This is a genomic window from Marinobacter salinexigens, assembly GCF_008370345.1.
Lineage (GTDB): Bacteria > Pseudomonadota > Gammaproteobacteria > Pseudomonadales > Oleiphilaceae > Marinobacter > Marinobacter salinexigens.
The window spans coordinates 127,101-150,623 of the sequence record NZ_VTUU01000005.1 but is presented as its reverse complement, the minus strand read 5'-3'; the positions used below and the strand labels follow the sequence as shown (position 1 = coordinate 150,623).

Here is a 23,523-nt window from a genome sequence, read left to right as displayed (position 1 = left end):
GCTCAAGCTCCTTTGGACCAGGAGGTACCAAAGATGTCTTGTGCGATTCGCTCGATTGCAATCCGTTGCTCTGGTTCCGCTTTAGCCAGGAAAGCCTGATTCAGCGAATAAGACAGAGCATTTGGTGCATTTCGGAAGGCCAGAGCCAATTTTGCCCAGCGACACAGCGTGCGCGTGGACATGGTGATGGTCAGCGGCGTCGCCGTTTCCTCACCCCCAATGAACAGCTTCCGAATCTGATTAGCTACGCGAACCATCTTTTTACGCAGCTCTTCGGGAAGGTCTGGTGCCTTCTTTTCAAGGATCGTCAGTTCAACGTCCTCGGTTGGATAGTCCACGTGCACCATCCGGAATCGGTCAAGGAAGGCGATATCAAGCTGGTGTACACCCTGATACAGGCCGGTGCTGTCGCCAGAACCAACGCTGTTGCCGTTCACAATGAACCGAAAGTTTTGATGAGCGTGAATCACTTCGCCACCGTTTGTCGCAATGACCAACGGGTGTCCTTCGAGGACATCATGCAAAGCGGCAAGCTGACCGGGATCAGCTCGATCGACCTCATTCAAAATGAACAGGTGACCATCACGCATGGCAACAGAAAGGGGGCCGTAAACGAACTCCATCGTGCCGTTAACCAATTTCCAAGTGCCTACCAGGTCGTCGAACTCCATGCGCGAGTGCGCAGTGAAGCTCTGCGTCGGCCAGTTAAGGCGTGACGCAACTTGGTAAGGCAAGGTGGTCTTCCCTGCTCCGTAATGACCAGAGAAGTAGAGCCCATCATCGTCGGGATCATCCAGAAAGTTCAGGATGTCCCGCAAAGTTTCCCGGCGGAAAACGTAGGAATCGTTTCGCTTGGGAATGTAGGGATTGGTGGAATCGGCGAAACCGGCTGTGATTACTTCAGCTGGAACGTCGAGGTTGAAGGTGTTGCGAATGGGCAGTGCCTTGTCGCGAACGATCATAAAAAGCTCCTTTTCAGTGAGAATTCACTAATTCCAGAGCGGCATCACACACCAGAAGGTGATGATGGCCTTCTGGCAAGTGAGATTTTTTGAGAGAGAGGAATTACAGCCGTGGCTGACGTGTCCGTTTCAAATTCCGGTATAGACACTTATTTTGTCGTGCAAGCACGATCAAAATGCTCAAGGGATTACCAGGTCTGGTAACCGCCTTCCATAACACCCTGGTTGGCAGGGCCCTAGAGAAGGCAGACACGAAAAATGGAACTGTTCCGAGGATAAAATCCCCGGAACAGCCATTGCTGGTTTAGAAGTAAGCCGCTTTGACCGGTGTAATCACCTCATCCAAGTCGCGATTAACCAGTTCATCCTCAGAACGAGTGAACCGGACCTCCTCACGAACAGGCTTGCGGTAATTCTCCAGCTCTGTGTTCAAATCCACCTCAGGGAAGTTTTCCTTCAGGTATTTGAGATAGTCGACGGATCCCGACTTTTCGAAGCGCGTGACTTTTACGCCACCAACATCAGCGTGGCGAAAAGGCCCCATCATGTTGATCATGGCCTTTTGGACATCCCTCTGGTCTTTTTCAAGAACCTTCAGTCTGTCCTTCAAGGACTTGATCTGTTCCTGTTGCGTCCGCCAGGCATCCGCGTGAGCTTCCCACTTGAATTTTTCCTTTCCGCCCTCTGGAATGTACCAGTCGCGTTCGGGATCGAGCTCAGGTGGAGTCTTGGTCTGTACCAACTCCCAAAACTGCTTGGCAGCCTCAAGAATCTGGTTTTCGCGCTCCGGCGTCAGTCGAATTTCGAAGTCCTGATCCGAACCGTCTTCTCGGTAAAAGATTAGCCGGCCGACGCTGGTACCCGCCACAGTAAGCTGTGTCTGGACCTGAGCTTCGTAGAGCTTGAAGGTCGCAGACTCAATGCCTTTGGTTTCAAGTTCGTCCCAAACGGACTTGGAAGGTGCCTTGAACTCATAGGGCAAATTGTTTGAATCGATGCCGTCGAACGATGCCCTGAGGACATCCCAACGCGCACATTCACCACAAACAGGTAGCAAGATTTCGCCGTAGCGAGCCTCGGCTATCTGTCGTGCCTCATCCTCGAGTTTTACACCTCGCTGGATGTTTGGATTTCCTGAAAGGTCTGGCGGGTTAATCCGTCCGATCTTTTCAGCCCAAAGTTGCCAGGGGGTTTTATAGGGGCTCAGTCCGAGGATTACCGGAATATCTGTTGCGGTGATCCCCAGGGATCGCCATTTCAGCCATTCTTCAGAGCGTTGGTTCAGGTCAACTACAGTCATTTTCGGCATTACGAATCTCCAAAGGAGGGGTAATGCCGCCCAAGGGGTGCATTACCCCATTGGGTTGAGAGAGTGAGTGTTTAGGCTGTCTGGCTCATGGCCGGAAAGTCTTTGATGTACTGTTCGCAGAGTTCTGCAAACATCCTCGCGTAGCTTTCCGATGGAAAGTCAGCCACCGGGAATTCCGGATATTGAAATTGAACACCGGGCCGGAGGTGGCCGATGACCGAATAGAAGTTCGGTCGGCCGTCGTTGCGCTGAGGTTCCGAGTGAGACAGATAAACGGCTTTGACTCGGAAGGAGTCGTAGTCGCGGATCTTCTCCAAGCTATCGAAGTAGAACATCGTCATCTTTGGTTGAGTTTGAGCATTCATGATTATTCCTCTTGAGTAGAGATGAGAGGCATGAACACCCGCGTTGGGGTCCATGCCCCAAGTGGGTTTAGGTTTTATTGATTTACCGCTGCGGACGGGACGGGTTGGGCTTTCGCCTTATCCAATTCGTCCAGAGCGTAGGCCAGCTCAGAGGGATCTTTGATCCTCTCCATCATGACCTCTTTGCACGCTTCAAAAGCGTTTTGGTTCTTTGCCCGGTCCACCAGATTTTTCACGGTGTTGAGCAGTTGGGCCGAGAGTTCTTCTCTTGGCGGTGGTGCAGGAAGCGCCGAAGGCGTAACCGGCTTGTGCTGGTTTGCCAGAATCGCCAGGCCTTCTCCGTTCTCCTCGTTAAGGATCCTGAGTGCCTGTGCCATGCGAGGGTTCGAGATTGGCCACCACTTGCTGGCTCGCTTCACGATGCTTTTCAACATCATTTGTTCAGCCCAATCGACCCAGGGTCCAAAACCTTTTTTGAAGGCTTCAGAAACGTCCCGAACCTTGTCCATGTCAGCTTTCGACATGGCTTCGACCAGAACGCCCCCGGAAGGTAGCTCTGCGATGCAGTAACCACCCCGAATGGAGCCACGATCCGTCGAGAAGGGATCACAGACGTGATCTGGCTTCTCGGCGGGGCCTTTGTAGGAAAACTGGTCTTTCTCGTACACCAGTTCAGCCTTGGCCCAGCGAATCGCACCGGTTTCCACGCCAATTGCAATCAATCCCCGATAGGAAATATCGAGCATGACCTTGGCGTCTTCATTGCGGCGTAGACGACGGGGGACCAAAAACGCCAAGCCCTGGTTGGGATTGAGCGTCAATCCGACCGCGGCGACGTTATACATCGCAAGCCGAAGTGATGAGAGGTTCTTCTTAGCCACATCCAGCAGATAGGAGTTGTTCATCAACTGCTGGGTGGCAAAGATCTGCTCCTGCTTGAAATCCAAACTGGAGCTGTTGAACTTATCTTTTGAGGATTCAATGATCTGATGCCATTGAGCGGGTTGTACTGCCTGAGGTGCCTGATTCATAAAAAGGTCCTTGCGCGTCAAGAATTCCGGGCGATAATTCCCGGAGAGGTGAGAGAAATGCAGACCAACCATTACATCGTCGATGACGAGGGCAATTTCAGGTTCACATCGGTAGGACTTGAGGAAGAAGGACCGCTGCTGGCCAGAGCCGGCATTGATCCCACATCTATCAAGACGTATGAGGCATATATCCAGGCAAGGAAGACCGCAGGTCCTTACTTTATGGATTACCTCAGAGAAGAAACTGACCGTATGCTGGAAGGTAAGCCGGACACTGTTGAGTGGCAGGCCATTAGATCCATCGCGTTTGGGTCAGATGAAGAGCAGAAAGCTCTGATCGAAAAGATGAAGCGGAAACGGTCGTTTAAGACTGTTTAGCTTCTTTACGGGCGTTGATTTCCTCAATGATGCGACTGCGAAGCCACTTCAAAGATTTGATCTGTTCCCGATCGGTGAGAAGCACCAGCATTTCCTGAGAATTGCGAAGGTGCGCCTGAAGTTGTTCATCACTTGCCGTTTCCAGCCAGTAATAAACCTCTTTCCTTGAGAACCCCATGATGTTGTCTCCATCGCGAAGATGGGGCTCTCCCGTCTGGGGTCGAAGCCCCATTCGGGTTTACGGTGAAAAAGCCAGTCGCTAGAACGGGTAGTCGTCGTCAAAGCCATAGGCTTCAACTGGCGGCTGTTCCAGATGCCCGGGCTGACTCGGTGAAGCATGAGCCTGCTGTTGGGGCTGTGGCGCGGGAGCGGCCTGCTGCGAACCATTTTTGGAAAAATACTTCGGCAGCTTGCGTGGGAAATCATTGACCACGATTTCTGTGGTGTAACGATCTTCACCGCTCTGGGTTTGCCATTTCCTGGTTCTCAACTCGCCCTCAAGGAACAAGAGATCTCCAGGTTCAACGTTCATGCCGATGTGCTCAGCAGTCTTGTTGAAACTGACGCAACGGTGCCATTCGGTGTTCTCTTTCCATTCACCAGTTTCCTTGTCCTTGAGAGACTGGTTGTAGCGATTGAATAAGAAACCACCTGGTTGCCGTTTGGGATGGATCGAACCTCTTTTTGACCGAGACGGCCAATGAGCTGTGCTTTGTTGAGCATGATTATTTCCTCGTGAGCTTAGGTTGAGAGTATTCAATCTCGACAGGCGCTCGCTTGCCGGATTGAAGGAGGTGCTGATTTCTCATGTGCTGAAGTTCAGCAGGAGAATCGATGATTGACCGGATGGTCATTTGCTCGGGTTCAGGCTTGTAGAATCGATGGAGAACCCAACGAATCACGAAGACCATTCCTCGAAGCAAGGCTTTGGTGTACAGCGTCAAACGACGTTCACACGCTGCGAGAAGACGGTCTCCAGTTTCGAAACCGAGATCGACCAGGAAAACAATAATCCTGCTACCGAACATCAGGACCAGGATTGCAGACAGACCCAAAACGAGTTCCATCAAGCACTCCTTTTCTCAGGTGAGAAGACATACCCGTACTCGGTGTCATAGACCCAAGTCAGATTCTGTCTCAGAGAGGCGTTAAAGTGCGGCAGTAGCAGCACATTTCCGGCCTCAGAAGTGGCAACGACAAAACGTCCTTTGTCCGCTTTTTCGATTGCCTGTTGGATGACCTCATCAACGTGGTTGACGAATTGAGAGAGATGCTTGTTGGCATCGTGTTCACTTCGATTCATGGGAGTGATTCCTTTGGAGTGTTAAGCCAATTGCCGTAGCAACCGCGTCCGTTTCATGGCTAGGTGAGGACGCTGATCAAGTGCCGAGTTCAGTTGAACTGCAGCAACAAGATTCGAGGAATCACAGGGAAAGCATTCAAGTCTGGATCCGATACGGGTCCAGGCCGCAATGCTCGTGAGGGGTAGGGAAGGAAAGGCAGACGCACGAAACCTAGCAGTTGAGAATCAACTGAGGATCATGCGGTCTGTCGGGGATGTGTTCGTAAAAACGAACAGAGTTAAGGCCGTAGGCCTAGAGGTTTTTCTCTTCGCGTTCGACTTCAGCAATCAATAGCTGCTCGTTCTTCGAGTCGATGTGGGCCGCTATCAAAACGCTGCTTACTACGACGGCTACAAAGCAAGTCATAAAAATAAGCATGGAAGGCTCCATAGGTTGCGTCTCTTTAAGAATGTTGGTGGATTTTTACTCGCTAATCAAGTCTTTCAGACTTGTTCGGAGGGTGATCCAGTCGCATTCGGATTCGCTCTACAGAGTGCTTGTAATGAGCAATTTTTCCAGCGCAGATGACGTTTAGGCTCACAATGATGATCGTGAGAACGAGATAGATAGCCAGTTGGATGAGATCGCCGTTATTGAGCAATTCCCAAAGAGCGACAGATGTGGGCGCCATTGAACTTGCGTTGACGCTTACCATTGCTGCTCTCCATCGTGCATGAAGTTCAGAATTTCGAATGAAGAGTTTTTCTTTTGCAGTAAACATAATTTTCTCCGGTTTAGTGTTAAGCCAAATCGCCGTGGCGATCGCATCCGTTTCGTGGCTAGATTGAGGATGCTTATCAGGTGCCGCTGTTCAGGGAACAAGCAGCAACAAGATCCGGAGAAACCAAAAGGCGGTCTGCCCTGCCCTGAGAAACTCACAGGCACGGCAAAACACCCTCAGGAGAGGGGTGGGACTATCAAAGAGGTCTGATTAATCTGTCTTTGGGTAAAGGTGCGCGGAGGTGCGCGATCTGGAGAGATGGGTCCCGACGAGGCGGTGTGCCGAATGACCCGGTGAGGCACTATTTGGAAATTACACCAGCCTTGTGCGAGGTACAAGGCAAAATATTGTCTCGACGCTCACAATTCTTGAATTTCTGCGAAATGCAGGCTGAGGTCGCAAAGCGAACATTCAGGAAGGTTCATGAGTTTTGGTCCAAGTGGTTTTTTCGAGTCTTCGGGCATTTGGAATGGAACTTTCTGGTGCTATCCAAAATGCCCGAAGACTTGACCATTGAATTACCTCTTTAATTTAACGCATTGATAGTACGCACCGGTATCAGGGCTTCGTATCCGGCCGAGGCACTATATAGATCACGGATCACCCCAGCTCGACGGAGTTTGACCCCAGTAAGCTGTCTTGCGCTATTTATTGCGTCCTCCAGTCTGCCAGTGCCACTGGCCAGCTCGTTCAGACTGGCTTCCCAGTGCGCGCGCTGGTTTGGCAAGTGTCGCTCGTTGAGGATGTTCAGGCGACCATGGCCGGCCTCAACGCTTGCCCTCAGTTTAGCGATCGAAGCCCGCCATTCCCGCTGAGCCTGAGTGGCCAGCCATCGTTTTTGTGAGGCTTCGGCAGTCGCCTTTCGAACGGCGCTGTGCTGGCGCTGCCCACTAAATGGAATCCGAACGCCAATGCCGACGACCCAACGTTTTCTCTCGTCAGCCCACAGGCTGTTATAGCCGGCATTAGCTGTGAACGTAGGTCTACGATCGACTTCGGCAACATCCAGCCGCGCGCGCGCCTCGGCTTCCCTTGCCTCGGCTGCCCGAATCAGCGGATGATCTGGTTCCAACTGTCCATCGGCGAACAGAAGCGTTTCAGATGCCTCCGTCAGTTGCAAACTGGCCCCCGTCGGACGACGCCCAAGCAGAGGAATCAGGTCGCTGGCTAGCCCGGCCTTTTCCGCTTGCAGCTCTACTAGTCTGGCATCTAGAGTGTCCAACTCCGTTTTGACCCTGAGCATTTCACTTTGCGAGCCGATGCCATAGTCAAGCCTCTGTTCCGTTACGGTGGCCAGTTGCTCTACCAAAGCGCGTGTCTCATGATGGAGATTGATCGCTTCATTGGTATACCACCAATATGCATACGCCTCCTTAACGCGAGCTGTCAGCTGCCTTATTAGCCACTGAGTCTCCTGCTGGGCGGCAAGCATTCCGGCCTCCGCTGCCTTGCGAGACGCCGACAGATGATCCGGCCAGGGCAGCTGCTGGCTTACCTCAAAGCGATGCCCAACTGTATTAGGTCCCTCTAGAGTTTCAGGCGCAATGCCATACTTGATGACCGGGTCGGCCCAAGTATCTGTGCACCTTGCTTTTATTGCTACTGCCAGCGGGCATTGCGCTAATGGGGCTTGCATGGCTGGTTCACGGCCTCTTACTGGACCGGATGTCCCGGGAATTCGTCGAGACACGTCTCAAGGATGAGGTCGCCTTTCTGGAGCATCAGATTCGTGATTCTGGCGGTCAATTGGACAGTCTCCAGACTGGTGACTATTTTCAGGAAGTCTTTCACCACGCCTTCGCCATACATTCTCCGTCCAGAACGATCATTTCCCCGGATTCCTGGGCACCGGTGTTAACGTCGTTAATAGAATCAGCAAAGGATGGGACCGTTCGTGTTCGGGATGCGGACACCGTCGAAGGCCCAAAGAGCATTCTTGCGTACCGAAAGTCGTTCCGGATCGGCGATACGCCGATTGTAGTGATCGTGTCCGAGGATCTTGGCGCACTGAAACGCAGCCAGGCAGAGTTGCACGGGTGGACGGCCATCGTCTCTATTCTGCTGATTCTGCTGTTGGTCGTTGTGATCTGGTTCGGTATCAATCTGCCCATGCGCCCTGTCGTCGAACTGAAGGCCACGCTGAAGCGACTTCAGGATGGCAAGGTCTCGCGGATTCATGTCCAAGCACCTGAGGAATTTCGACCGCTGGTCCAGCAGCTCAACCAATTGCTCGACTCGCTGGATCAACGCCTGGAACGATCAAGGGATGCGCTGGCGAATCTGTCTCACAGCGTCAAAACCCCCATTGCGGCCGTCCGGCAGATTCTTGAGGACACCAGTCGTCCGCTCTCCAACGATCTCCGCCTTCAGATGACCGCGAGACTCAATGACATCGACAAACAGCTTGAAGCCGAGATGCGCCGAAGTCGCTTTGCAGGGCCACAGGTTGGGAAAAGCGCTTACCCTCTGAAACAGGCACGGGATCTAGTCTGGATGCTGGGGCGACTATACCCGGAAAAGTCCTTTGAACTGTCGAGCTCCCTGCCGGAGGACGCCCGCTGGCCGATCGAGGAGCACGACCTGAATGAAATCATGGGCAAACTTCTGGACAATGCAGGCAAATGGTCGGAACGATGCGTGGAGCTGTCACTCGTTCAACACTCCGGAAATCTGCAGATCGGCGTAACAGACGATGGGCTCGGCGTCGCGGACGCTGAAATCGGCAATCTGGGTCGACGGGGGTTGCGGCTGGACGAGCAGACCCCAGGCCATGGCCTTGGGCTGGCGATTGTTCGAGAAATTGTCGAACGCTACAGTGGAACCCTCAACTTCTCACCTGCTCCGAAAAGTGGGTTGTCCGTGATAGTTGACCTTCCCAGGGCGGTCCCGGTGATCAATCGTTGACCCGGCCACCTGGTATGTGGTTAAGCGATCACATGTGGATAGTGTTTGTATAGAAAACTTTCCTCACCGTAATGCCTTTTTCAAGCTAGATTCAGCTTCGTCTGTTGTTATAGCGGGTCGCTTGAAGTCCGGTCTCTTAGCTAATTTTGATTTGCTCTCGAGAAGGGCGACAGCCACAATTTTCCAACATCCAGAGACGGCGCTTATAGATGAAGGTTCTAATTGTCGAAGACAACGCGGTACTCGCAGAAAAAATCTCCGTTTGGCTTGCGAAGGAAAACTTTACTGTAGATGTTGCCCAAAACGGAAAAGAGGCAAATTTCTTCGTAGAGACAAGCAGTTATCAGGCGATCATTCTGGATATAGGACTGCCCGACGAGAACGGGCTTTCTTTGATGCAAAAATGGAGAAGCAGTGGCAGAGATGAAGCTATTCTTATTTTAACTGCCCGCTCCAACTGGACAGAGAGAGTTGAGGGCTTGAATGCCGGGGCAGACGATTATCTTCCAAAACCCTTCGAATTCGATGAACTAAAAGCTCGACTTAGCGCCATAATACGAAGAAAAGACGGGCGAGCAACTGATAAGATCATCGTGGATGGTTTTCTACTTAATGCAACCTATAGAACCCTAACAACTCCCGATCATAAAGAGTTCAGACTAACCGCAACGGAGTACCGCCTTTTACAATGCTTTCTTCGCTCTCCTGACAGAGTTTTCTCACAGGACGAACTTGTTGAAGCACTCTATAATATCGAAAGGTGCCCAACCAGAAATGTCGTTCAAGTCTACATAGCCAGGCTCAGAAAGATACTCGGAAAAAAACGAATAAAAACATTGAGAGGACAAGGATATTACTTTGCAAGAGATTCTCTTCAAAAAAGGGTTGAAGCTTAAATGATTTTACTGTGATTTAACCATTTTCCTCAAGGACCAGGGCTCGCCAGATAAATGCGCTGGCCCACAAACCGGGCCAGCTTTCTCAACGATTAACCATTTCGGTGAAAAATACCAAATAGATTAAAAAGACTTAGTCCAGCCCAGCCAAAACTTCGGGTCGTCCGAACTGACCGAACCAAGTGCGTTACTTGAATCGATATCAGCGTACTCCAGATTAACACTAAAAGCTCCAAAGCTTCCCGCATCTTTGGTGACGTTAACAGCTGCATGTCCGTAGCTCGCCTCGCCAATAGACGCCTTGCCATCATCAGTGAAATCATAATAGCCAATCAAAACACCTGTGCTGAAATCGTCTTCCAGTGGCACATCAACTGATGCGTAATAATAGATATCGCCTGGAACGAACAGCCCTTCGCCGCTTACGTCGCTGTTTGCTGTGTAAGCAACACCTATAGATACAATGCTGTAACTCAACTCTCCGTATATTTCGCCAAAATCAATAGATTCAGGAGCATCAGGGTAAGAGTAATAAATGTAGCCAACATCGTAACCGATATCCTCAATTACACCGGAGAAGCCAGCATAAAGATCAAGCTCGTAGCTCGTCCCATCGCCGAAATCCACATTGGAGCCCCAGCCGCCAACATAAAGCCCCGACGCATGTTCGTAGTCAAGCCCGCCTTGCGTCGCCGTTGAGCCATCTGTTTGTGTCACACCGCGAAATAAGTAGTTGCTTGTTATGCCCAAATTAGCACTAACACCTGCGCTGGCAATTAACGGGACCGCTTGGAGAGTTACGAGCAAACCAACACTTAGCAAACAATCTTTAGTCGAGATACGTCTTTTCATCGTTTTTACCTTCTATTTGGGCAGCTTAGTTATTTGCGCATTGAATAACGCACCTATAATGCATACACGTTTTGTGCCACCTTTTAAAAAACTTATTCTATGAGCAATTATTGTCAAATCAGGGCCGCAGTTCATAAAAATGATTAAATATTTAACAATTCAATGCAATAAGCACTCTGCTTCAAGTGTTGCATTGCTCGTCGATAGTGCGCTCATCAATAATGCGCACCAAATAGGAACAAGAATTGAAAAAACGATGACTAAAATAGAACTATTTTTAACTTGGTAATTCTAGATTAGATATGGTTTTATGAAAAATCGAGGGAGGTCTGAATTAGCCATGAATACTGCAAAATATCTTAGTTAAGAATGCAGCTTTCCAACATTTTGCGCTCTGTCTTCCTTACGAGATTCATCAATACTAAAGCGCGACTTTCGCAATTTTGGGAAAATTAACAAAATCTACCATTAAATTAATCTTGGAGCCACGTAATTGCCCGTCTGGCTCCAAGTAAACAACGATAAATGTTATTGCTTTTCCAAGAGATCCCCAATCAACTCTTTAATCAATCTATGTTCTTCCTTCAGTTTTTTGATGGTCTCGCTCTCTTCCACACGATACTGGGAGGAACGTTCATCTATGCTCTTATTAGGATAGCTTCTTGCCTCGTTGTATCTGTCCGCTTGCCCTCCTGCGTGGGCTATAGAAGCACCACTTGCCACGAAAGAAGCTACTATAATCATGGATACTTTCTTCATAAAACGGCTCCGACATTTTTTTCAATTAGACCAGCAACATTCAATGGCCTTGGGTGTTTAGTAGAACATCGAAACTTTAAACACACTTGAAAATATATGCTGATGAAACGTTTTTTTTCAGCGGCTACCACAAGCTCAAAAGCCATTTAGGTCGGCTTTGATTTGATGACACTAAATCAAGTTATTCAAATGCCTAAGAACGATAAGACCAAGCCAGACCGATCTGAAGACCAGAGCGTCCCTCGCTCCGGCTCGCACCCGTTGCGGCACGCTTCGATTCCAACTATGCTTTCCGATCAGAGCACCTCTATGTGCCTTCAACTGAAGCCTTCCGCTCAATCGACAAAAGCACCTTCATGACAGCGCAGAAAAGCATCCGAAAAACTCTCCTCCAATATGGCATCGCTTTCAGCCTCTTGTATTTTTTACTAATTTTTTTCTCGCACACTTATGTAATAGAGCAGCTTTCGAACGAGTCCAGAAAACATCGCCTTGACAAGGAGGTGGAGAGTTTTCAAACCATCATTGAAAACGAAGTTCCGACGCCCGACGAGATTGGCAGCATGATTGATCGATTCCAATTGCTACTGGAGCACGCCCTCGTCGTCGAAGTGAAAGACGGAAGCATCATTGCCAGTAGCAACATAGATCAAACAACGTTGCGAATGGTTTCAAGAAAGCCGGCGGGCTTTGTAGAAATATCCCAAGGTGCAGATGGCCTTCTTGGATTGAAACGAGGTTTCGGAATTGACAGCCCGCTTTCGTCAGTCACCATCCTGGAAATGGAAAGTGGACTCGCCGAGCGATCCAGTGGGGCTCACCTGACCTTGCTGGCTGCCTCCGCATTATTACTTGTTGTTCTCTTGGCTCTGGTAGGCACCACTACTTACCTCGCTTTGAAACCGATCGAACACATCAAGGAAGACATGAGGAGACTGCAATCTGGCAAACAACCTCGTTTGAATCCTGACGCACCAGAGGAGTTCAGTCCGCTGATCAAACAGTTCAATAACCTACTTGAACTAGCAAGTCGTCGCCTTGACCGCCACCGCCGCCTCAATTCCGATCTTTCTCACATGGTCAAGACCTCGATCTCTGCCAATCTCGCAATCTTGTCAGACACTGGTTCATTACCTCCGTCCCGCGACGACATAGAGTTCATGACCTCCAACCTAAAGGATCTAAGCCGGTCCTTGAACTACCGCATGAGCAAGGCAGATATCTCCGGCAGGCAGATGGGGCAAACATGTTTTCCGATTGAAATAGCGAACAACGTCATTTCTGTCATGGAAAAAATCTTTCCCGATAAGAGTTTCCGTATTAATACATCCTTGCCGAATAACTTCAGTTGGCCCATGGAGCGTCAGGACCTATCAGAGTTATTCGGTAACCTGCTCGAAAACGGCGGGAAATGGAGTCAGGCTGAGATTGACGTTTCAATAAGCCAGACCGATTCCGGGCTAACGATAGAAGTTGCAGACGACGGCCCTGGGATTACTCCAGAAGCGGCCTCAAAAGTGATGGATAGAGGTTCCCGGCTTGACGAAACCGTTTCTGGATTTGGATTGGGACTGTCCATCGTGTCCGAAATACTAGAAGACAATTTCGGACGGATGAACATTGGCCCCTCAGAAACAGGGGGCGCCAGAATTACAGTTGTGCTTCCTTTCCCAGAGTAGAGCACAACCATAATTCCTCCGCCCCGCTATGACGGAGGGATTACCCTCCCCTGCTCGCGATCAAAACTGTGTATTTCCACCTCTCTTCTACCGTTGCATATCATCGAGTTTAGACCTTGAGAAGCGCGTGAATAGAGCCGGCAAAACAAAAAGCGTTAGGAAAGTCGCAGTCACGAGGCCACCTACAATCACGCTGGCCAATGGCTTCTGGATTTCCGCACCCACGCCCGTCGACAATAGCATCGGTATCAAACCGAGTGCCGAGGTTATTGCTGTCATCAAGACAGGACGCAAACGGGAGACGGCACCTTCAAACACCGCAGTATCCACGTTCAACCCATCCTGTATTCGCTGATTGATGCTTTCGACCATTACGACCCCGTTAAGCACCGCCACACCAAACAGTGTGATAAATCCAACGGAACTGGGCACCGAAAGATACTGGCCGGAGATCCAGAGTGAAAAGACGCCACCAATAACGGCAAGCGGCACGTTGACCAGAATCAACAGCGCTTGACCAACCGAACTGAAAGCAAAGTACAGCAACAGCGCGATCAGGCCCAGAGATACAGGTACCACAATGGTCAATCGCTTCTGAGCTCGTTGCTGGTTTTCAAACTGACCACCAATATCCACCGAATAGCCGGGGGGAAGGTTCACTTCTGTCGCGATGGTATCCTGAATATCGGCAACCACACTGCCCATGTCACGACCCTGCACATTAGACTGAATGACCACACGGCGCTGAACGTCATCGCGGCGCACCTGAGGCGGGCCGGACTCAATAGATACATCGGCCACATCACCGAGTCTCACCCAGGCTCCGGACGGCGCCTGTAACCTGAAATCGGCAATGGCATCCCGGTCTTCCCGGAAACGTTTGGCCAGACGCACATAGATATCGTACCGCTCATTTCCGTTGATGATCTGGCCCGCGGCGGCACCACCCAGTCCATCCCGGACGACACTCATCACATCAGACACGGCAAGTCCGTACCGGGAGAGTGCCTGACGGTCAGGCTGAACCACCAACTGCGCTTCACCAGCAATCTGCTCCATGGCCACGTCTCGTGTTCCCTGAACTGTTCGGACCGCCGCTTCAATCTGCTGGCCTTTCTCCGCCAGTACGTCGAGATCCGGGCCAAAGAGCTTGATGGCCAACTGCGCACGAACACCTGACAACAATTCATCAACCCGAGTCGCGATAGGCTGAGAAAAGTTAAACAGTAGCCCCGGGTGCTGTTCGAGCTTCTCCTCAAACAGGGCCTGCAATTCATAGCGATTACTGGCGCTGGTCCACTCCGAAGTTGGTTTTAAGCCAATATAGATCTCTATATTGTTAACGGGCTCCGGGTCGCCACCTATTTCTGCTCGGCCAGCCCGGGAGAGAGCGTAAGTCACTTCTGGAAACTCCATCAACATGGCTTCCAATTTTGGCGCAACTTCAAGCGCCGTATCAAGGCTTGATGAAGGGGCCAGCGTAACCCGGAGGTTGATCGTTCCCTCTTCCAGCTCAGGGACAAACTCAGTGCCGAGTCGAGGCACGACCAGAGCCGCCAGCACAACAAGAACAGCAGCAGCACCGACAACAGATCTGGTGTGTTTCAGCGACCAGTCAAGGCCCTTGCGGTAGAACTTCTCAAGAGGTTTTAAAACGAAGCTTTCCCGCTCCCGAATACCCTTGCGAAACATAAACGATGCCAAGGCCGGCACAACCACCAGAGCAACGATCACAGCGGACACGATGGCCAACATTATGCTGATCGCCATTGGCTGAAAAAGCTTGGCTTCCACACCTTCAAAGCTGAATAAAGGCATGAAAACGACCAGGATAATCGCCGTCGCGAAAAAAATTGGTCGCGCCACTTCCCGGCCTGCCTCCTGCAGTCGAAGCGCAATGCCATGGTCATCGTGTGACGCGTCCAATGGGTCAGGGTCGTTTTTCACCAATTCATCCCGACGGGCGTCATGCTCAGCATCCGGATGCGTCAGATGTTTGAACATGTTCTCGACCATAACAACAGAGCCGTCCACCAGCATGCCAATTGCCACAGCAATGCCGCCCAGAGACATCAAGTTGGCCGAGAGACCGAACCAGGCCATGATCATCAGCGCAATACCGATAGAAATCGGTATAGAAAGCAGCACGAGCGTTGTTGCCCGAAGATTCATCAGAAACAGGGCAAGCACGATCGCAATAAACACAAAAGCCAACAGAAGTGCATTGGTCACCGTCTCTACGGCCTTGGTCACCAGATCCGCCTGGTTGTAATAGGGCTCAAAACGAACCCCACTCGGAAGCGCCTGATTTATGCGATCAATGCGGGCCTCGATGCCGTCGATGGTGGCTTTTGTATTGGCCCCCATTCGTTTGAGTACAATGCCAGAAACCACTTCACCCAGTTGTTCAACCTGACCGTCTTCATCCTTCCGGGTCATGGTCACCGCACCCTGGCGAATTTCAGTGCCCAGCGCTACCTGGGCGACATCGCTCACCGTCACTGTAATGCCATCACTGGTTTTAACGGGCACTTGACGGATCTGCTCCAGCCCCTGCTCGCCATTACCCAGCCAGCCCATACCGCGAATAACCAACTGCTCCTGTCCACGGCCCATATACCAGCCCCCAACATTGGAGTTGGTGTTCTCCAGGGCGTCCATGACGTCGTTCTGTGATAAGTCATAGGACAGCATTCGCGCCGGGTTCAGATTGACCTGGTACTGGCGGACCTCTCCGCCAAACGACAGAATCTCTGTTACCCCTTCAGCAGGTATCAGCAACAGCTTGACCAGCCAGTCGTGCAAGCTGCGTAATTCCATTGCGTCGTACCCCGAATCCGGGTCCGCTATCAGCAAGTACTGGTAGACCTGGCCGAGACCGGACGTATTCGGGCCCATTTCAGGCACCCCGACCCCGTCCGGAATCAGCTCCCGCGCGGCCTGCAACCGCTCGAACACCAGTTGGCGCGCGAAATAGATATCCGTGCCCTCTTTAAAGACCACGGTGACACCAGACAACCCGGTTTTGGAGATGGACCGAACCTCCTCAACATCCGGCAACGCATACATCACCGCTTCAATGGGATAGGTGATCAGTTGCTCGACTTCCTCGGCCGCAAGTCCGGGCGCCTCTGTATTAACAGCGACCTGGACGTTTGTAACGTCAGGGAAAGCATCAAGATTCAGTTTTGGGATCTGAAACGCGGCCGTGGCGATAAGCACTGCAAGCGCAATAAGAACCAACAGGCGGTTCTGAACCGCCCAGTCGACAACTCGGTTGAACATAATGGCTCCCGGAATCAGTGGTTGTGTGGGTCAAAGCCGCCTTTGGCAATTTCAGAGGCCACAAAAAATGCGCCCCGCGAAACGATCCGTTGGCCTGCAGTCAGGCCCGAAATTTCACGGAGTCCGCCAATTGCGCGACCCAGTTCCACTTCCACAGGCTCGTACTCCCCTTCAGCCTCTTCCACATAGACCGTCCAGTCGCCATCGGCGCCTCGCATCAACGCACTCTCCGGCACCGCAAGCACCGGCTCCGTGGTTTTAAAAAGGAAATACACATCTGCAAACATTCCGGGATGAAAACGATCTTCCGGATTGTCCAGCTCCAACCGAACAATTCGCGTGCGGGTCACAGCGTCAATGGTATGAGCTTCCTGGGATACCGTTGCCACAGCTACTCGGCCTGCAACTCTTACTTCCGCTTCGGCCCCTTGCTTAAGGACAATGTCGGAGTTTGCTGGCAGGTGAGCCTCTACCCAAAGTTCGCTTTCATTAGCCAGAGTCACCAGCGGTTGGCCTGCCTCAACTCTTTGTCCTTGCTCAAACTCATCGGTCAGCACTGCGCCATCCACGCGAGCTCTGAGCGTGTATTCACCGAGACTACCTACGCCGCTGGCCTTCAACGCACCAATGTCATCATCGTTTAGCCCATAAGCAAGCAGAGTCGCCCTCGCCGCTTCAATATTCGCTTTCGCCGTATTGAACCGCTGATCACCAACCACGGAACGACCCAGCCCGCTGATTCGCTCCCATTCAGGAAAAGCCTTCCTGTAATCAGCCTGCGCCTGTGCCACCGTCTCACTGAACAGGGTTACCAGTTGCTGACCTTTGGTTACGTGCTCACCCAATTCCACGTGACGTCTCAACACCACCGAGGCAACCCGGGGGGACACGTGATAGCTGGTATAGCCGTTGGTCAGCAGCTCACCGGGAGCGTAGATTTCATAGTCAACGCGCTTGCTCTCGAGGGTTGCTACCTCAATGCCGGCGAGCTCTTTCTGTTTGGCATTGATGCTTGCGGTAGTTGATTCTTCATGACCACCATCGCTCTCCTCTTCGTGGCCATGACCTTCTTCCTCTTCATGCTCACGTTCTTCAGCATGCCCGCCCTCATGCTCATCCTCTTCACCGGTACCTTCTCGATGATCGTCGCCACCGGCGGCATGATCATGGCCCGCCTCGTTATGCGCATCTTCCTCGGCCTGCACCAATGAAGGGGGAGCTATAAACAGCGTCAATACAAATACTGAAATCAGAGTTTTTTTCATGATGACTATCCAGTTTCCAGAATATTATTGGAAGGGGGTGATCAGTTCGCCAGACTGGCTCAAGAGTTCAATCAGGCCCAGCTGCGCCAGCTTTTCCAGTTCAATACCGGTTTTCAGGCTCTCCGCGCGCTGGCCTAACGCCTGGAGATACTCAGAGGTGGAGAGGTCGCCGACCTGCCACTGCTTCTCAAGCAAATCGGCACTTCGCTGTACACGCCCCTGGGATAGTTCTTTCCATCGACGAAGTTGCTTGTCGTATCGCTTCCAGGAAGCGCGAGCGCCTGCCAGGTCATATTGTTGTTTCCGGTAGAGCGCCTGAAACCGCGCTTCGGCCTCCAGAGCCCGTCGATTCGCGGCCCGGATTTCAGCGCTGTAGTTATTACGGACGTTCAGAGGGATCGAGAATGTCAGGCCAACCACGTTCTCGCCGCCGTCACGCCCTCCGCTCAGCCCTACTGTCGGCGATGCTGTGGCTTTGCGTCTCGCAACCTCTGCCTCACTTTTCAGCACCTGCCACTCGGCTCGAGCGACTGCAATTGACGGGTGTGACAGCAGATCAGCCTCACCAATCTGGGACTCCAGCGCTGGCCATATATACTCGGGGATTCCCCCATCCTGAGGCCTCCAGTCCGGCAGACGTTCTTGAACCTGAGTTTCTGCCCGATCAACTGCGGCCTTTGCCTGGGCGACTTCGCTCAACTGACGGGATAGATTTAGAAACAGAAGCTCTGCATCGGCACGCCCCAGATCACCTGCCTGCTGGCGCTGTTCAACCTGGTCCAGCAAAGCATCCAGGCGCTGCTGTTGGGATTCAGCAATTTCCTCAAACAGCGTAGTGGCGCGCCACTCGACAAGCGCAAACAATGATTCAGACGTTTGTGTCAGAACTGCTTCGCTCAAGCCAGCTTGCGCAGACAGCCTGATCAGCTTTGCCTTCTCCTGTAATGCGCCCTGTTGATCAGACCAATCGATCGTTTGTGACAGCCCTGCCTCAAAGTTGTTTTCACTGCCCGTTCTGTCTGCTCCAACAGACAGCTCCGGGTTATACAGCGGTTGTTCGCTTGCCTCTGCATCCGAATTCCGGGCTGCCGCCTGCTCTGTCGCCGCCATGACATCCGGATGCTTGCTTATCTGGCCAGTGAGCCAATTTGTCCAATTCACAGTCTCCGCTTGACCGAACAGAGGAATAGACAATAGTACTGAACACAGCAACGCCCTGGGCGAGTGCTTGCTTGCCTTCATCGACTTTCTCCCGAAGGGGTTGTTAGCCACAATTCATAGGCGCGAGGCGTCCATGATGAGGCAGGAAGAGCCCGGGATAGTAAGTGAAAAGATTGAAATGAACTTGAATTCGAAGCGTCATCCACAAAAGAAACCGCTCTCCGGCTCCAGCAGCATTCCCGGACCGTCCTTTTGACGGACAAAATGAGCACCAAAGGCTTATGTTTCTGCAGCGTTCAGATCAATAGACTGTCATTCGATGCCCCTTACTTTCCAACACTTTATCAAGGTGATCTATGTCTGGAGCAACGAATAAAGCAGGCGCACCGCGCCACGTATTCAAACTCAAACTGGCTTTCCTGGTTCTGTTATGGCCCCTCACGGTCAAATCAGAGCTCGCAGTCGATGAAATTTACTCCCCCCGGGTAACTGCGGGGGATCTCGAAATCGGAGTGGTTGGGGCGTTTCTGGACAGTGAGGGGAGCGAAATTGACAACCTTCGTGCCGATCAGTGGGAGGTGGGTTACGGGCTATCTGAACGCCTGAGCGCCGAACTTAACTTCAACGCAATCAAGAGACCGGGGCGAGCGTATTCACTTGAGGAATACGAAATCGAACTGATTGGAAACTTTTTTCAAGACACTGAGAGCGCTGCGGGCTTGTTCATTGAACTGTCAAAAGAACATGGCCAAAAAGCCGGTGGAGTGACCCTTGGGTCACTTTACGAGAGACAGCTATACACGCATTTCAGGATCCTGACGAACCTTTTGGTTAGCCGCTCATTTGGCGAAGACGACGAGCAGCTTGAGCCCACGGGCTCATTACAGGTCGCCTACACGAAGTCTGACACGTTTCAGCCAGGTCTGGAGTATTACGGGGCCGAAAATAATCATTTGATGGGACCTGCGATCCTGGCTGAGTTCAGAATGGGCTCCAGTATTCTGGAACTCCAGGCGGGCGTTGCATTTGGCCTCACCAGGGACTCAGACGATATGATCTATCGCTGGGAACTAGGGATAGAACTGTGATGGCGGCCCGCAACCAAAAGCCGCAAAACCGCCATCCAGTTTCCGGAGCACTAGCTTGAAGCAGGCTCCAGTGCACTCTCACCGGTTTCGCCGTCCTCGATACGAACAGCCCGAACCAGACGGGATACAAGTACCTTGCCGTCGCCCGGGTGCCCATCCTGGGTTCTGCCCGTTCTGACAATGAGTTCCACAACTTCACCAGCGACATCATCGGTCGCTACGTCTACTTCCAGCTTGACCATCTTCACTTTCTCCAGAGGCGACTCATCGCCGACCAGATGACCAAATTCGCTGAGAGGCACGACAGCAATGCTTGTCACGCCCTTGACTCTGGCCAGAGCATCAACCACATGCTCTGCCATAACCTCTCTGACATAAGCCTTTATTTCATACATAAGCCTTCTCCTGCCTATCAGACTTCAACGTCACGACGTTCGGATGCAAACCACTGATACACGCTGGGCAACACTACCAACGTCAGCAGCGTTGAAGTGATCAGACCGCCAACCACAACCGTTGCCAGTGGACGCTGGACATTGGAACCAATACCGTCAGCAAGCAACAGAGGAATAAGCCCCAGAATAGCCACCGAGGCTGTCATCAGAACCGGCCGCAAACGGCGTTGAGCACCCAGCTTGACCGCTTCAATGACTTCGTAGCCTTCGTCACGCAACTGATTGATGTAGCTAACCATCACCACGCCGTTCAGCACGGCTACGCCGAACACCGCGATGAATCCCACGGCAGCGGGCACAGAGAGGTAAAGCCCCGTCACAAACAGCGCGACAATGCCACCAGTAACCGCAAAGGGCACATTCATGAAGATCAGCGCCGCATAGCGAAGACTACTGAATGCCGAAAAGAGAAGCAGGAAAATAAGCGCCAGAGTAATGGGCACAACGATCGCTAGCCGCGCCATGGCCCTTTCCTGGTTCTCAAACTGACCGCCGAACTCCACGAAATACCCCGGCGGCATATCCACTTGCTCCTCGATCCGCTTGCGCAAATCCTGAACAACACCACCCATATCGCGACCACGCACGTTCATCTGCACGTACTGACGGCGACTGGCATTGGAGCGTGAAATTTTCTTGGGGCCTGCGTACATTTCAACATCGGCCACCCGTGAAAGCGGGATAAGCTCGCCACTGTTGCCCCTGAGGGGAAGCTTTCTGATTTCATCGATGGACCCGCGATAGGACTCTTGCAGCCGGGCGAAAATCTCAAATCGACGGACACCGTCGAAGACCAGCCCGGCGCCTTTACCACCTATACCGGTTTCAACCGTACTCATCAGGTTATCGACGCTGATGCCGAACTGCGCCAGCACTTCACGGTCGGGGCGAATAACGATCTGTTTTTTACCCGCACTCTGCTGAGCGCGGACGTCCGTTGCACCCGGCACCTCTTGCGCCAGTGCCGCCACTTCCCTGCCGATCCGGCCCAACTCGTCCAGGTCGTCGCCGAAAATGCTGGCAACCAGTTGCGCCTGAACGCCTGACAGGAGTTCGTCGGTTCTGAGCTGAATCGGTTGGGACAGATTGTTGGCAAGCCCGGGAACCCGCTCATCCAAAGCATCCGCAATCCTGCTTTGGAGATCCTCGTAGCTCACGTCCTCTCGCCACTGATCCAGGGGCTTCAGATTGACAAGCGTCGCAACAACGTTCACAGGTTCAGGATCACCACCGACCTCGGCACGACCGATCCTGGCATAGGTGCCGGTGACCTCTGGAAATTCGTCTACAACGGACTGAATCCTTTTGCCATATTTGATGGCGGATTCAAGACTGGCTCCAGGAGGCAGTGTCGATCGAATCTGGAACGTGCCTTCCCTGAGCGTGGGCACGAATTCGCTCCCGAGATAGGGAAACAGCAGAAGACTGCCGGCAAAAGCAATGACGGCAACGCCCATCACAATCTTAGGGGCTTTGACGACAGTATTCACTACCGGCTTGTATAGCCGGTTCAGGAACAGAACCAGCTTCGGCTCTTTGTGACGCCCGCCCATCTTGAATGTCAGGGAGGCCAGAACAGGCACCAACGTCAACGCGAGTAACAGCGCACCGATCAACGCAAAGCTGATGGTGTATGCCATGGGCGAAAACAGCTTGCCCTCAACGCCCTGTAGCGTAAACAACGGAAGAAAAACGATGATAATAATGCCAATCGCAAATACGATCGGACGGGCCACTTCCCGGGCTGACTCACCTACAAGCCTCAGAACGCTGATCTTTTCATCGGATCGCTCCTCAAGGTGTCGGAAGATGTTCTCTATCATCACGACAGCGCCGTCCACCATCATGCCGATGCCGATAGCCAGCCCCCCCAGACTCATCAGGTTGGCCGACAGGCCCGACATGCGCATAGCAATGAACGCAAAGAGTACAGACAACGGCAACGTCGCCACCACGATCAGTGTGGAACGAATATTACCCAGGAACAGATAGAGAAAAACCAGCACCAGAACCGAGCCTTCAAGCAGCGCTTTCTCGACAGTGCCTATAGCCTTGCCCACCAAGTCTGCCTGAGAGTAATACGCTTCTATTTTCAGCCCTTCAGGAAGTGACTTGTTCAGATCATCGATTTTTGCGTTGACATCCTCTAGAACCTGACTGGTGTTGGTACCAATCAATTTCATCACGTAGCCGCCCACGGACTCCTCACCTGAGGACACCTCTGCGCCACGGCGAATTGCCGGTCCAAGGCCAACCTCCGCCACATCCTTGACGTAAATAGGAGATTCTCCCTCACTCTTGGACACAATGATGTTCCGGATATCTTTGATGCCTGCGGTACCGGAGTTGACCCAGCCGTAACCACGGACAATGTACTCTTCACCTCCTCGAGTAATGAATGAGGCGCCAACGTTACGATTATTCTGGGTGAGGGCACCTCGAACATCAGACACCGTCAGGTTCCTTGCCTGAAGCTTCTGCGCATCAATATTGACCTGGTACTGCTTTACCTCGCCGCCGATAGAAAGCACACCGGTTACGCCCGGCACGGTCCTGAGCTGGGGTTTGACAATCCAGTCCTGAATCGTGCGAATTTCCTGCAGGCTGTATTGATCTTTATCCTCAGCTTCCAGGGAATACATCAGGATGCGCCCAAGACCGCTTGCGATGGGCCCGAGTTCGGGTTCCCCCATCCCTTCGGGAATCTGGCGCTTGGCCTCGGATAGCCGTTCGTTTACCAGCCGCCTGGCGAAGTAGATATCGGTGCCATCTTCGAAATAGATGGTCACCCGCGAAAGTCCGAAAATCGACGTGCTCTGCACTTTTTCTAACTTGGGAATACCATACATGCTGATCTCAACGGGATAGGAAATCAGCGTTTCGATATCAACCGGCGACAATCCAGGACTGGTAGTAAATACCTGAACCATGGTCGGTGTCGCGTCCGGAAACGCATCCACCGGCAGTTTTTGAAATGAAAATACGCCGGCAACGATCACGGCGATAGCAAAGACAAGCGTCATCAGACGATTGTTCAGCGCATAATTCACAATTGCGTTGATCATGCTCC

The 23,523-nt window shown here is 52.1% G+C and carries 23 protein-coding genes; 5 read left to right on the top strand and 18 right to left on the bottom strand.

Features of this window, described 5'->3' with window-relative positions; all coding sequences use genetic code 11:
• Nucleotides 1-2: 2 nt before the first annotated feature.
• From FWJ25_RS12125 to FWJ25_RS12110, 4 genes are all read right to left on the bottom strand, one after another.
• A complete protein-coding gene (locus FWJ25_RS12125; RefSeq protein ID WP_149600530.1) occupies nt 3-962 on the bottom strand; it encodes an AAA family ATPase in 960 nt (319 codons plus the stop codon).
• A gap of 304 nt (nt 963-1,266) precedes the next feature.
• Nucleotides 1,267-2,271 (bottom strand): YqaJ viral recombinase family nuclease, encoded by a 1,005-nt coding sequence (locus FWJ25_RS12120; protein WP_149600529.1) that lies wholly within the window; start codon nt 2,269-2,271, stop codon nt 1,267-1,269.
• 71 nt (nt 2,272-2,342) lie between these two features.
• Complete coding sequence (locus tag FWJ25_RS12115) at nt 2,343-2,636, bottom strand: hypothetical protein (protein ID WP_227521132.1); 294 nt, start codon at nt 2,634-2,636, stop codon at nt 2,343-2,345.
• A gap of 74 nt (nt 2,637-2,710) precedes the next feature.
• Entirely contained in the window at nt 2,711-3,667 is a 957-nt protein-coding gene (locus tag FWJ25_RS12110; RefSeq protein WP_149600528.1) for a recombinase RecT, read from the bottom strand.
• Between the two features lie 57 nt (nt 3,668-3,724).
• Between FWJ25_RS12110 and FWJ25_RS12105 the strand changes: the two genes are divergently transcribed.
• Nucleotides 3,725-4,045, top strand: a complete 321-nt coding sequence (locus tag FWJ25_RS12105; protein WP_149600527.1) for a hypothetical protein — start codon at nt 3,725-3,727, stop codon at nt 4,043-4,045.
• Here the strand turns inward: FWJ25_RS12105 and FWJ25_RS12100 are convergent.
• From FWJ25_RS12100 to FWJ25_RS12075, 7 genes are all read right to left on the bottom strand, one after another.
• Nucleotides 4,032-4,223, bottom strand: a complete 192-nt coding sequence (locus tag FWJ25_RS12100) for a hypothetical protein (RefSeq protein WP_143743805.1) — start codon at nt 4,221-4,223, stop codon at nt 4,032-4,034. The two genes, FWJ25_RS12105 and FWJ25_RS12100, sit on opposite strands and share 14 nt — an antisense overlap.
• 81 nt (nt 4,224-4,304) lie before the next feature.
• Nucleotides 4,305-4,805, bottom strand: a complete 501-nt coding sequence (gene ssb, locus FWJ25_RS12095) for a single-stranded DNA-binding protein (protein ID WP_438616567.1) — start codon at nt 4,803-4,805, stop codon at nt 4,305-4,307.
• The gene (locus tag FWJ25_RS12090; RefSeq protein ID WP_149600525.1) at nt 4,771-5,112 is read right to left on the bottom strand and encodes a hypothetical protein; all 342 of its coding nucleotides are present in this window, start codon (nt 5,110-5,112) and stop codon (nt 4,771-4,773) included. The genes ssb and FWJ25_RS12090 overlap by 35 nt, the downstream gene beginning before the upstream one ends.
• Entirely contained in the window at nt 5,112-5,348 is a 237-nt protein-coding gene (locus FWJ25_RS12085) for a hypothetical protein (protein ID WP_149600524.1), read from the bottom strand. Before FWJ25_RS12085 ends, FWJ25_RS12090 begins: the two co-directional genes overlap by 1 nt.
• Nucleotides 5,349-5,640: 292 nt before the next feature.
• Nucleotides 5,641-5,766, bottom strand: coding sequence for a hypothetical protein (locus FWJ25_RS20010; protein WP_281292539.1), 126 nt, complete (start codon nt 5,764-5,766; stop codon nt 5,641-5,643).
• A 52-nt stretch (nt 5,767-5,818) separates the two neighbouring features.
• Nucleotides 5,819-6,109 (bottom strand): hypothetical protein, encoded by a 291-nt coding sequence (locus FWJ25_RS12080; protein ID WP_149600523.1) that lies wholly within the window; start codon nt 6,107-6,109, stop codon nt 5,819-5,821.
• A gap of 526 nt (nt 6,110-6,635) precedes the next feature.
• Nucleotides 6,636-7,745, bottom strand: coding sequence for a TolC family protein (locus FWJ25_RS12075; RefSeq protein ID WP_149600522.1), 1,110 nt, complete (start codon nt 7,743-7,745; stop codon nt 6,636-6,638).
• Here FWJ25_RS12075 and FWJ25_RS12070 point away from each other — a divergent pair.
• Together FWJ25_RS12070 and FWJ25_RS12065 are read left to right on the top strand one after the other, a co-directional pair.
• Entirely contained in the window at nt 7,733-9,013 is a 1,281-nt protein-coding gene (locus FWJ25_RS12070) for an ATP-binding protein (RefSeq protein WP_246166799.1), read from the top strand. The genes FWJ25_RS12075 and FWJ25_RS12070 overlap by 13 nt on opposite strands.
• A gap of 209 nt (nt 9,014-9,222) precedes the next feature.
• Nucleotides 9,223-9,909, top strand: coding sequence for a response regulator transcription factor (locus FWJ25_RS12065; protein ID WP_004581714.1), 687 nt, complete (start codon nt 9,223-9,225; stop codon nt 9,907-9,909).
• Between the two features lie 123 nt (nt 9,910-10,032).
• Here the strand turns inward: FWJ25_RS12065 and FWJ25_RS12060 are convergent, their stop codons facing one another.
• Nucleotides 10,033-10,761, bottom strand: coding sequence for a TorF family putative porin (locus FWJ25_RS12060; RefSeq protein WP_004581713.1), 729 nt, complete (start codon nt 10,759-10,761; stop codon nt 10,033-10,035).
• A gap of 528 nt (nt 10,762-11,289) precedes the next feature.
• Nucleotides 11,290-11,520, bottom strand: coding sequence for a hypothetical protein (locus FWJ25_RS12055; protein ID WP_004581712.1), 231 nt, complete (start codon nt 11,518-11,520; stop codon nt 11,290-11,292).
• A 311-nt stretch (nt 11,521-11,831) separates the two neighbouring features.
• On the opposite strand from FWJ25_RS12055, the gene FWJ25_RS12050 reads away from it, so the two are divergent.
• Complete coding sequence (locus FWJ25_RS12050) at nt 11,832-13,199, top strand: sensor histidine kinase (RefSeq protein WP_227508341.1); 1,368 nt, start codon at nt 11,832-11,834, stop codon at nt 13,197-13,199.
• Between the two features lie 87 nt (nt 13,200-13,286).
• Here the strand turns inward: FWJ25_RS12050 and FWJ25_RS12045 are convergent, their stop codons facing one another.
• From FWJ25_RS12045 to FWJ25_RS12035, 3 genes are read right to left on the bottom strand one after another with little or no spacing between them, the layout of a single operon-like run.
• Nucleotides 13,287-16,484: an efflux RND transporter permease subunit gene (locus tag FWJ25_RS12045; protein WP_058341913.1), complete on the bottom strand. Its 3,198-nt coding sequence runs from the start codon at nt 16,482-16,484 to the stop codon at nt 13,287-13,289.
• A 14-nt stretch (nt 16,485-16,498) separates the two neighbouring features.
• Nucleotides 16,499-17,749 carry an efflux RND transporter periplasmic adaptor subunit gene (locus FWJ25_RS12040; RefSeq protein ID WP_004581709.1) on the bottom strand — a complete coding sequence of 417 codons (1,251 nt, stop codon included), beginning with the start codon at nt 17,747-17,749 and terminating at the stop codon, nt 16,499-16,501.
• Nucleotides 17,750-17,773: 24 nt separating this feature from the next.
• A complete protein-coding gene (locus FWJ25_RS12035) occupies nt 17,774-18,910 on the bottom strand; it encodes a TolC family protein (RefSeq protein WP_246166797.1) in 1,137 nt (378 codons plus the stop codon).
• Nucleotides 18,911-19,266: 356 nt separating this feature from the next.
• Here FWJ25_RS12035 and FWJ25_RS12030 point away from each other — a divergent pair, with 356 nt between their 5' ends.
• Entirely contained in the window at nt 19,267-19,998 is a 732-nt protein-coding gene (locus FWJ25_RS12030) for a hypothetical protein (RefSeq protein ID WP_149600519.1), read from the top strand.
• A 50-nt stretch (nt 19,999-20,048) separates the two neighbouring features.
• Here the strand turns inward: FWJ25_RS12030 and FWJ25_RS12025 are convergent, their stop codons facing one another.
• Both FWJ25_RS12025 and FWJ25_RS12020 read right to left on the bottom strand, forming a co-directional pair.
• Nucleotides 20,049-20,393: a P-II family nitrogen regulator gene (locus tag FWJ25_RS12025; protein ID WP_036208664.1), complete on the bottom strand. Its 345-nt coding sequence runs from the start codon at nt 20,391-20,393 to the stop codon at nt 20,049-20,051.
• A gap of 17 nt (nt 20,394-20,410) precedes the next feature.
• On the bottom strand, nt 20,411-23,518 hold the full coding sequence (locus tag FWJ25_RS12020) for an efflux RND transporter permease subunit (RefSeq protein ID WP_149600518.1): 3,108 nt from the start codon (nt 23,516-23,518) through the stop codon (nt 20,411-20,413).
• Nucleotides 23,519-23,523 lie beyond the last annotated feature (5 nt).

Bases quoted from the DNA above. Each gene is read 5' to 3' on its own strand.
- FWJ25_RS12065 (WP_004581714.1), top strand. From the start codon at position 9,223: ATGAAGGTTCTAATTGTCGAAGACAACGCGGTACTCGCAGAAAAAATC.
- FWJ25_RS12105 (WP_149600527.1), top strand. From the start codon at position 3,725: ATGCAGACCAACCATTACATCGTCGATGACGAGGGCAATTTCAGGTTC.
- FWJ25_RS12115 (WP_227521132.1), bottom strand. From the start codon at position 2,636: ATGAATGCTCAAACTCAACCAAAGATGACGATGTTCTACTTCGATAGC.
- FWJ25_RS12110 (WP_149600528.1), bottom strand. From the start codon at position 3,667: ATGAATCAGGCACCTCAGGCAGTACAACCCGCTCAATGGCATCAGATC.
- FWJ25_RS12060 (WP_004581713.1), bottom strand. From the start codon at position 10,761: ATGAAAAGACGTATCTCGACTAAAGATTGTTTGCTAAGTGTTGGTTTG.
- FWJ25_RS12040 (WP_004581709.1), bottom strand. From the start codon at position 17,749: ATGAAAAAAACTCTGATTTCAGTATTTGTATTGACGCTGTTTATAGCT.
- FWJ25_RS12025 (WP_036208664.1), bottom strand. From the start codon at position 20,393: ATGTATGAAATAAAGGCTTATGTCAGAGAGGTTATGGCAGAGCATGTG.
- FWJ25_RS12120 (WP_149600529.1), bottom strand. From the start codon at position 2,271: ATGCCGAAAATGACTGTAGTTGACCTGAACCAACGCTCTGAAGAATGG.
- FWJ25_RS12070 (WP_246166799.1), top strand. From the start codon at position 7,733: ATGGGGCTTGCATGGCTGGTTCACGGCCTCTTACTGGACCGGATGTCC.
- FWJ25_RS12080 (WP_149600523.1), bottom strand. From the start codon at position 6,109: ATGTTTACTGCAAAAGAAAAACTCTTCATTCGAAATTCTGAACTTCAT.
- FWJ25_RS12075 (WP_149600522.1), bottom strand. From the start codon at position 7,745: ATGCAAGCCCCATTAGCGCAATGCCCGCTGGCAGTAGCAATAAAAGCA.
- FWJ25_RS12085 (WP_149600524.1), bottom strand. From the start codon at position 5,348: ATGAATCGAAGTGAACACGATGCCAACAAGCATCTCTCTCAATTCGTC.
- FWJ25_RS12090 (WP_149600525.1), bottom strand. From the start codon at position 5,112: ATGGAACTCGTTTTGGGTCTGTCTGCAATCCTGGTCCTGATGTTCGGT.
- FWJ25_RS12020 (WP_149600518.1), bottom strand. From the start codon at position 23,518: ATGATCAACGCAATTGTGAATTATGCGCTGAACAATCGTCTGATGACG.
- FWJ25_RS12045 (WP_058341913.1), bottom strand. From the start codon at position 16,484: ATGTTCAACCGAGTTGTCGACTGGGCGGTTCAGAACCGCCTGTTGGTT.
- FWJ25_RS12100 (WP_143743805.1), bottom strand. From the start codon at position 4,223: ATGGGGTTCTCAAGGAAAGAGGTTTATTACTGGCTGGAAACGGCAAGT.
- FWJ25_RS20010 (WP_281292539.1), bottom strand. From the start codon at position 5,766: ATGCTTATTTTTATGACTTGCTTTGTAGCCGTCGTAGTAAGCAGCGTT.
- FWJ25_RS12030 (WP_149600519.1), top strand. From the start codon at position 19,267: ATGTCTGGAGCAACGAATAAAGCAGGCGCACCGCGCCACGTATTCAAA.
- FWJ25_RS12125 (WP_149600530.1), bottom strand. From the start codon at position 962: ATGATCGTTCGCGACAAGGCACTGCCCATTCGCAACACCTTCAACCTC.
- FWJ25_RS12055 (WP_004581712.1), bottom strand. From the start codon at position 11,520: ATGAAGAAAGTATCCATGATTATAGTAGCTTCTTTCGTGGCAAGTGGT.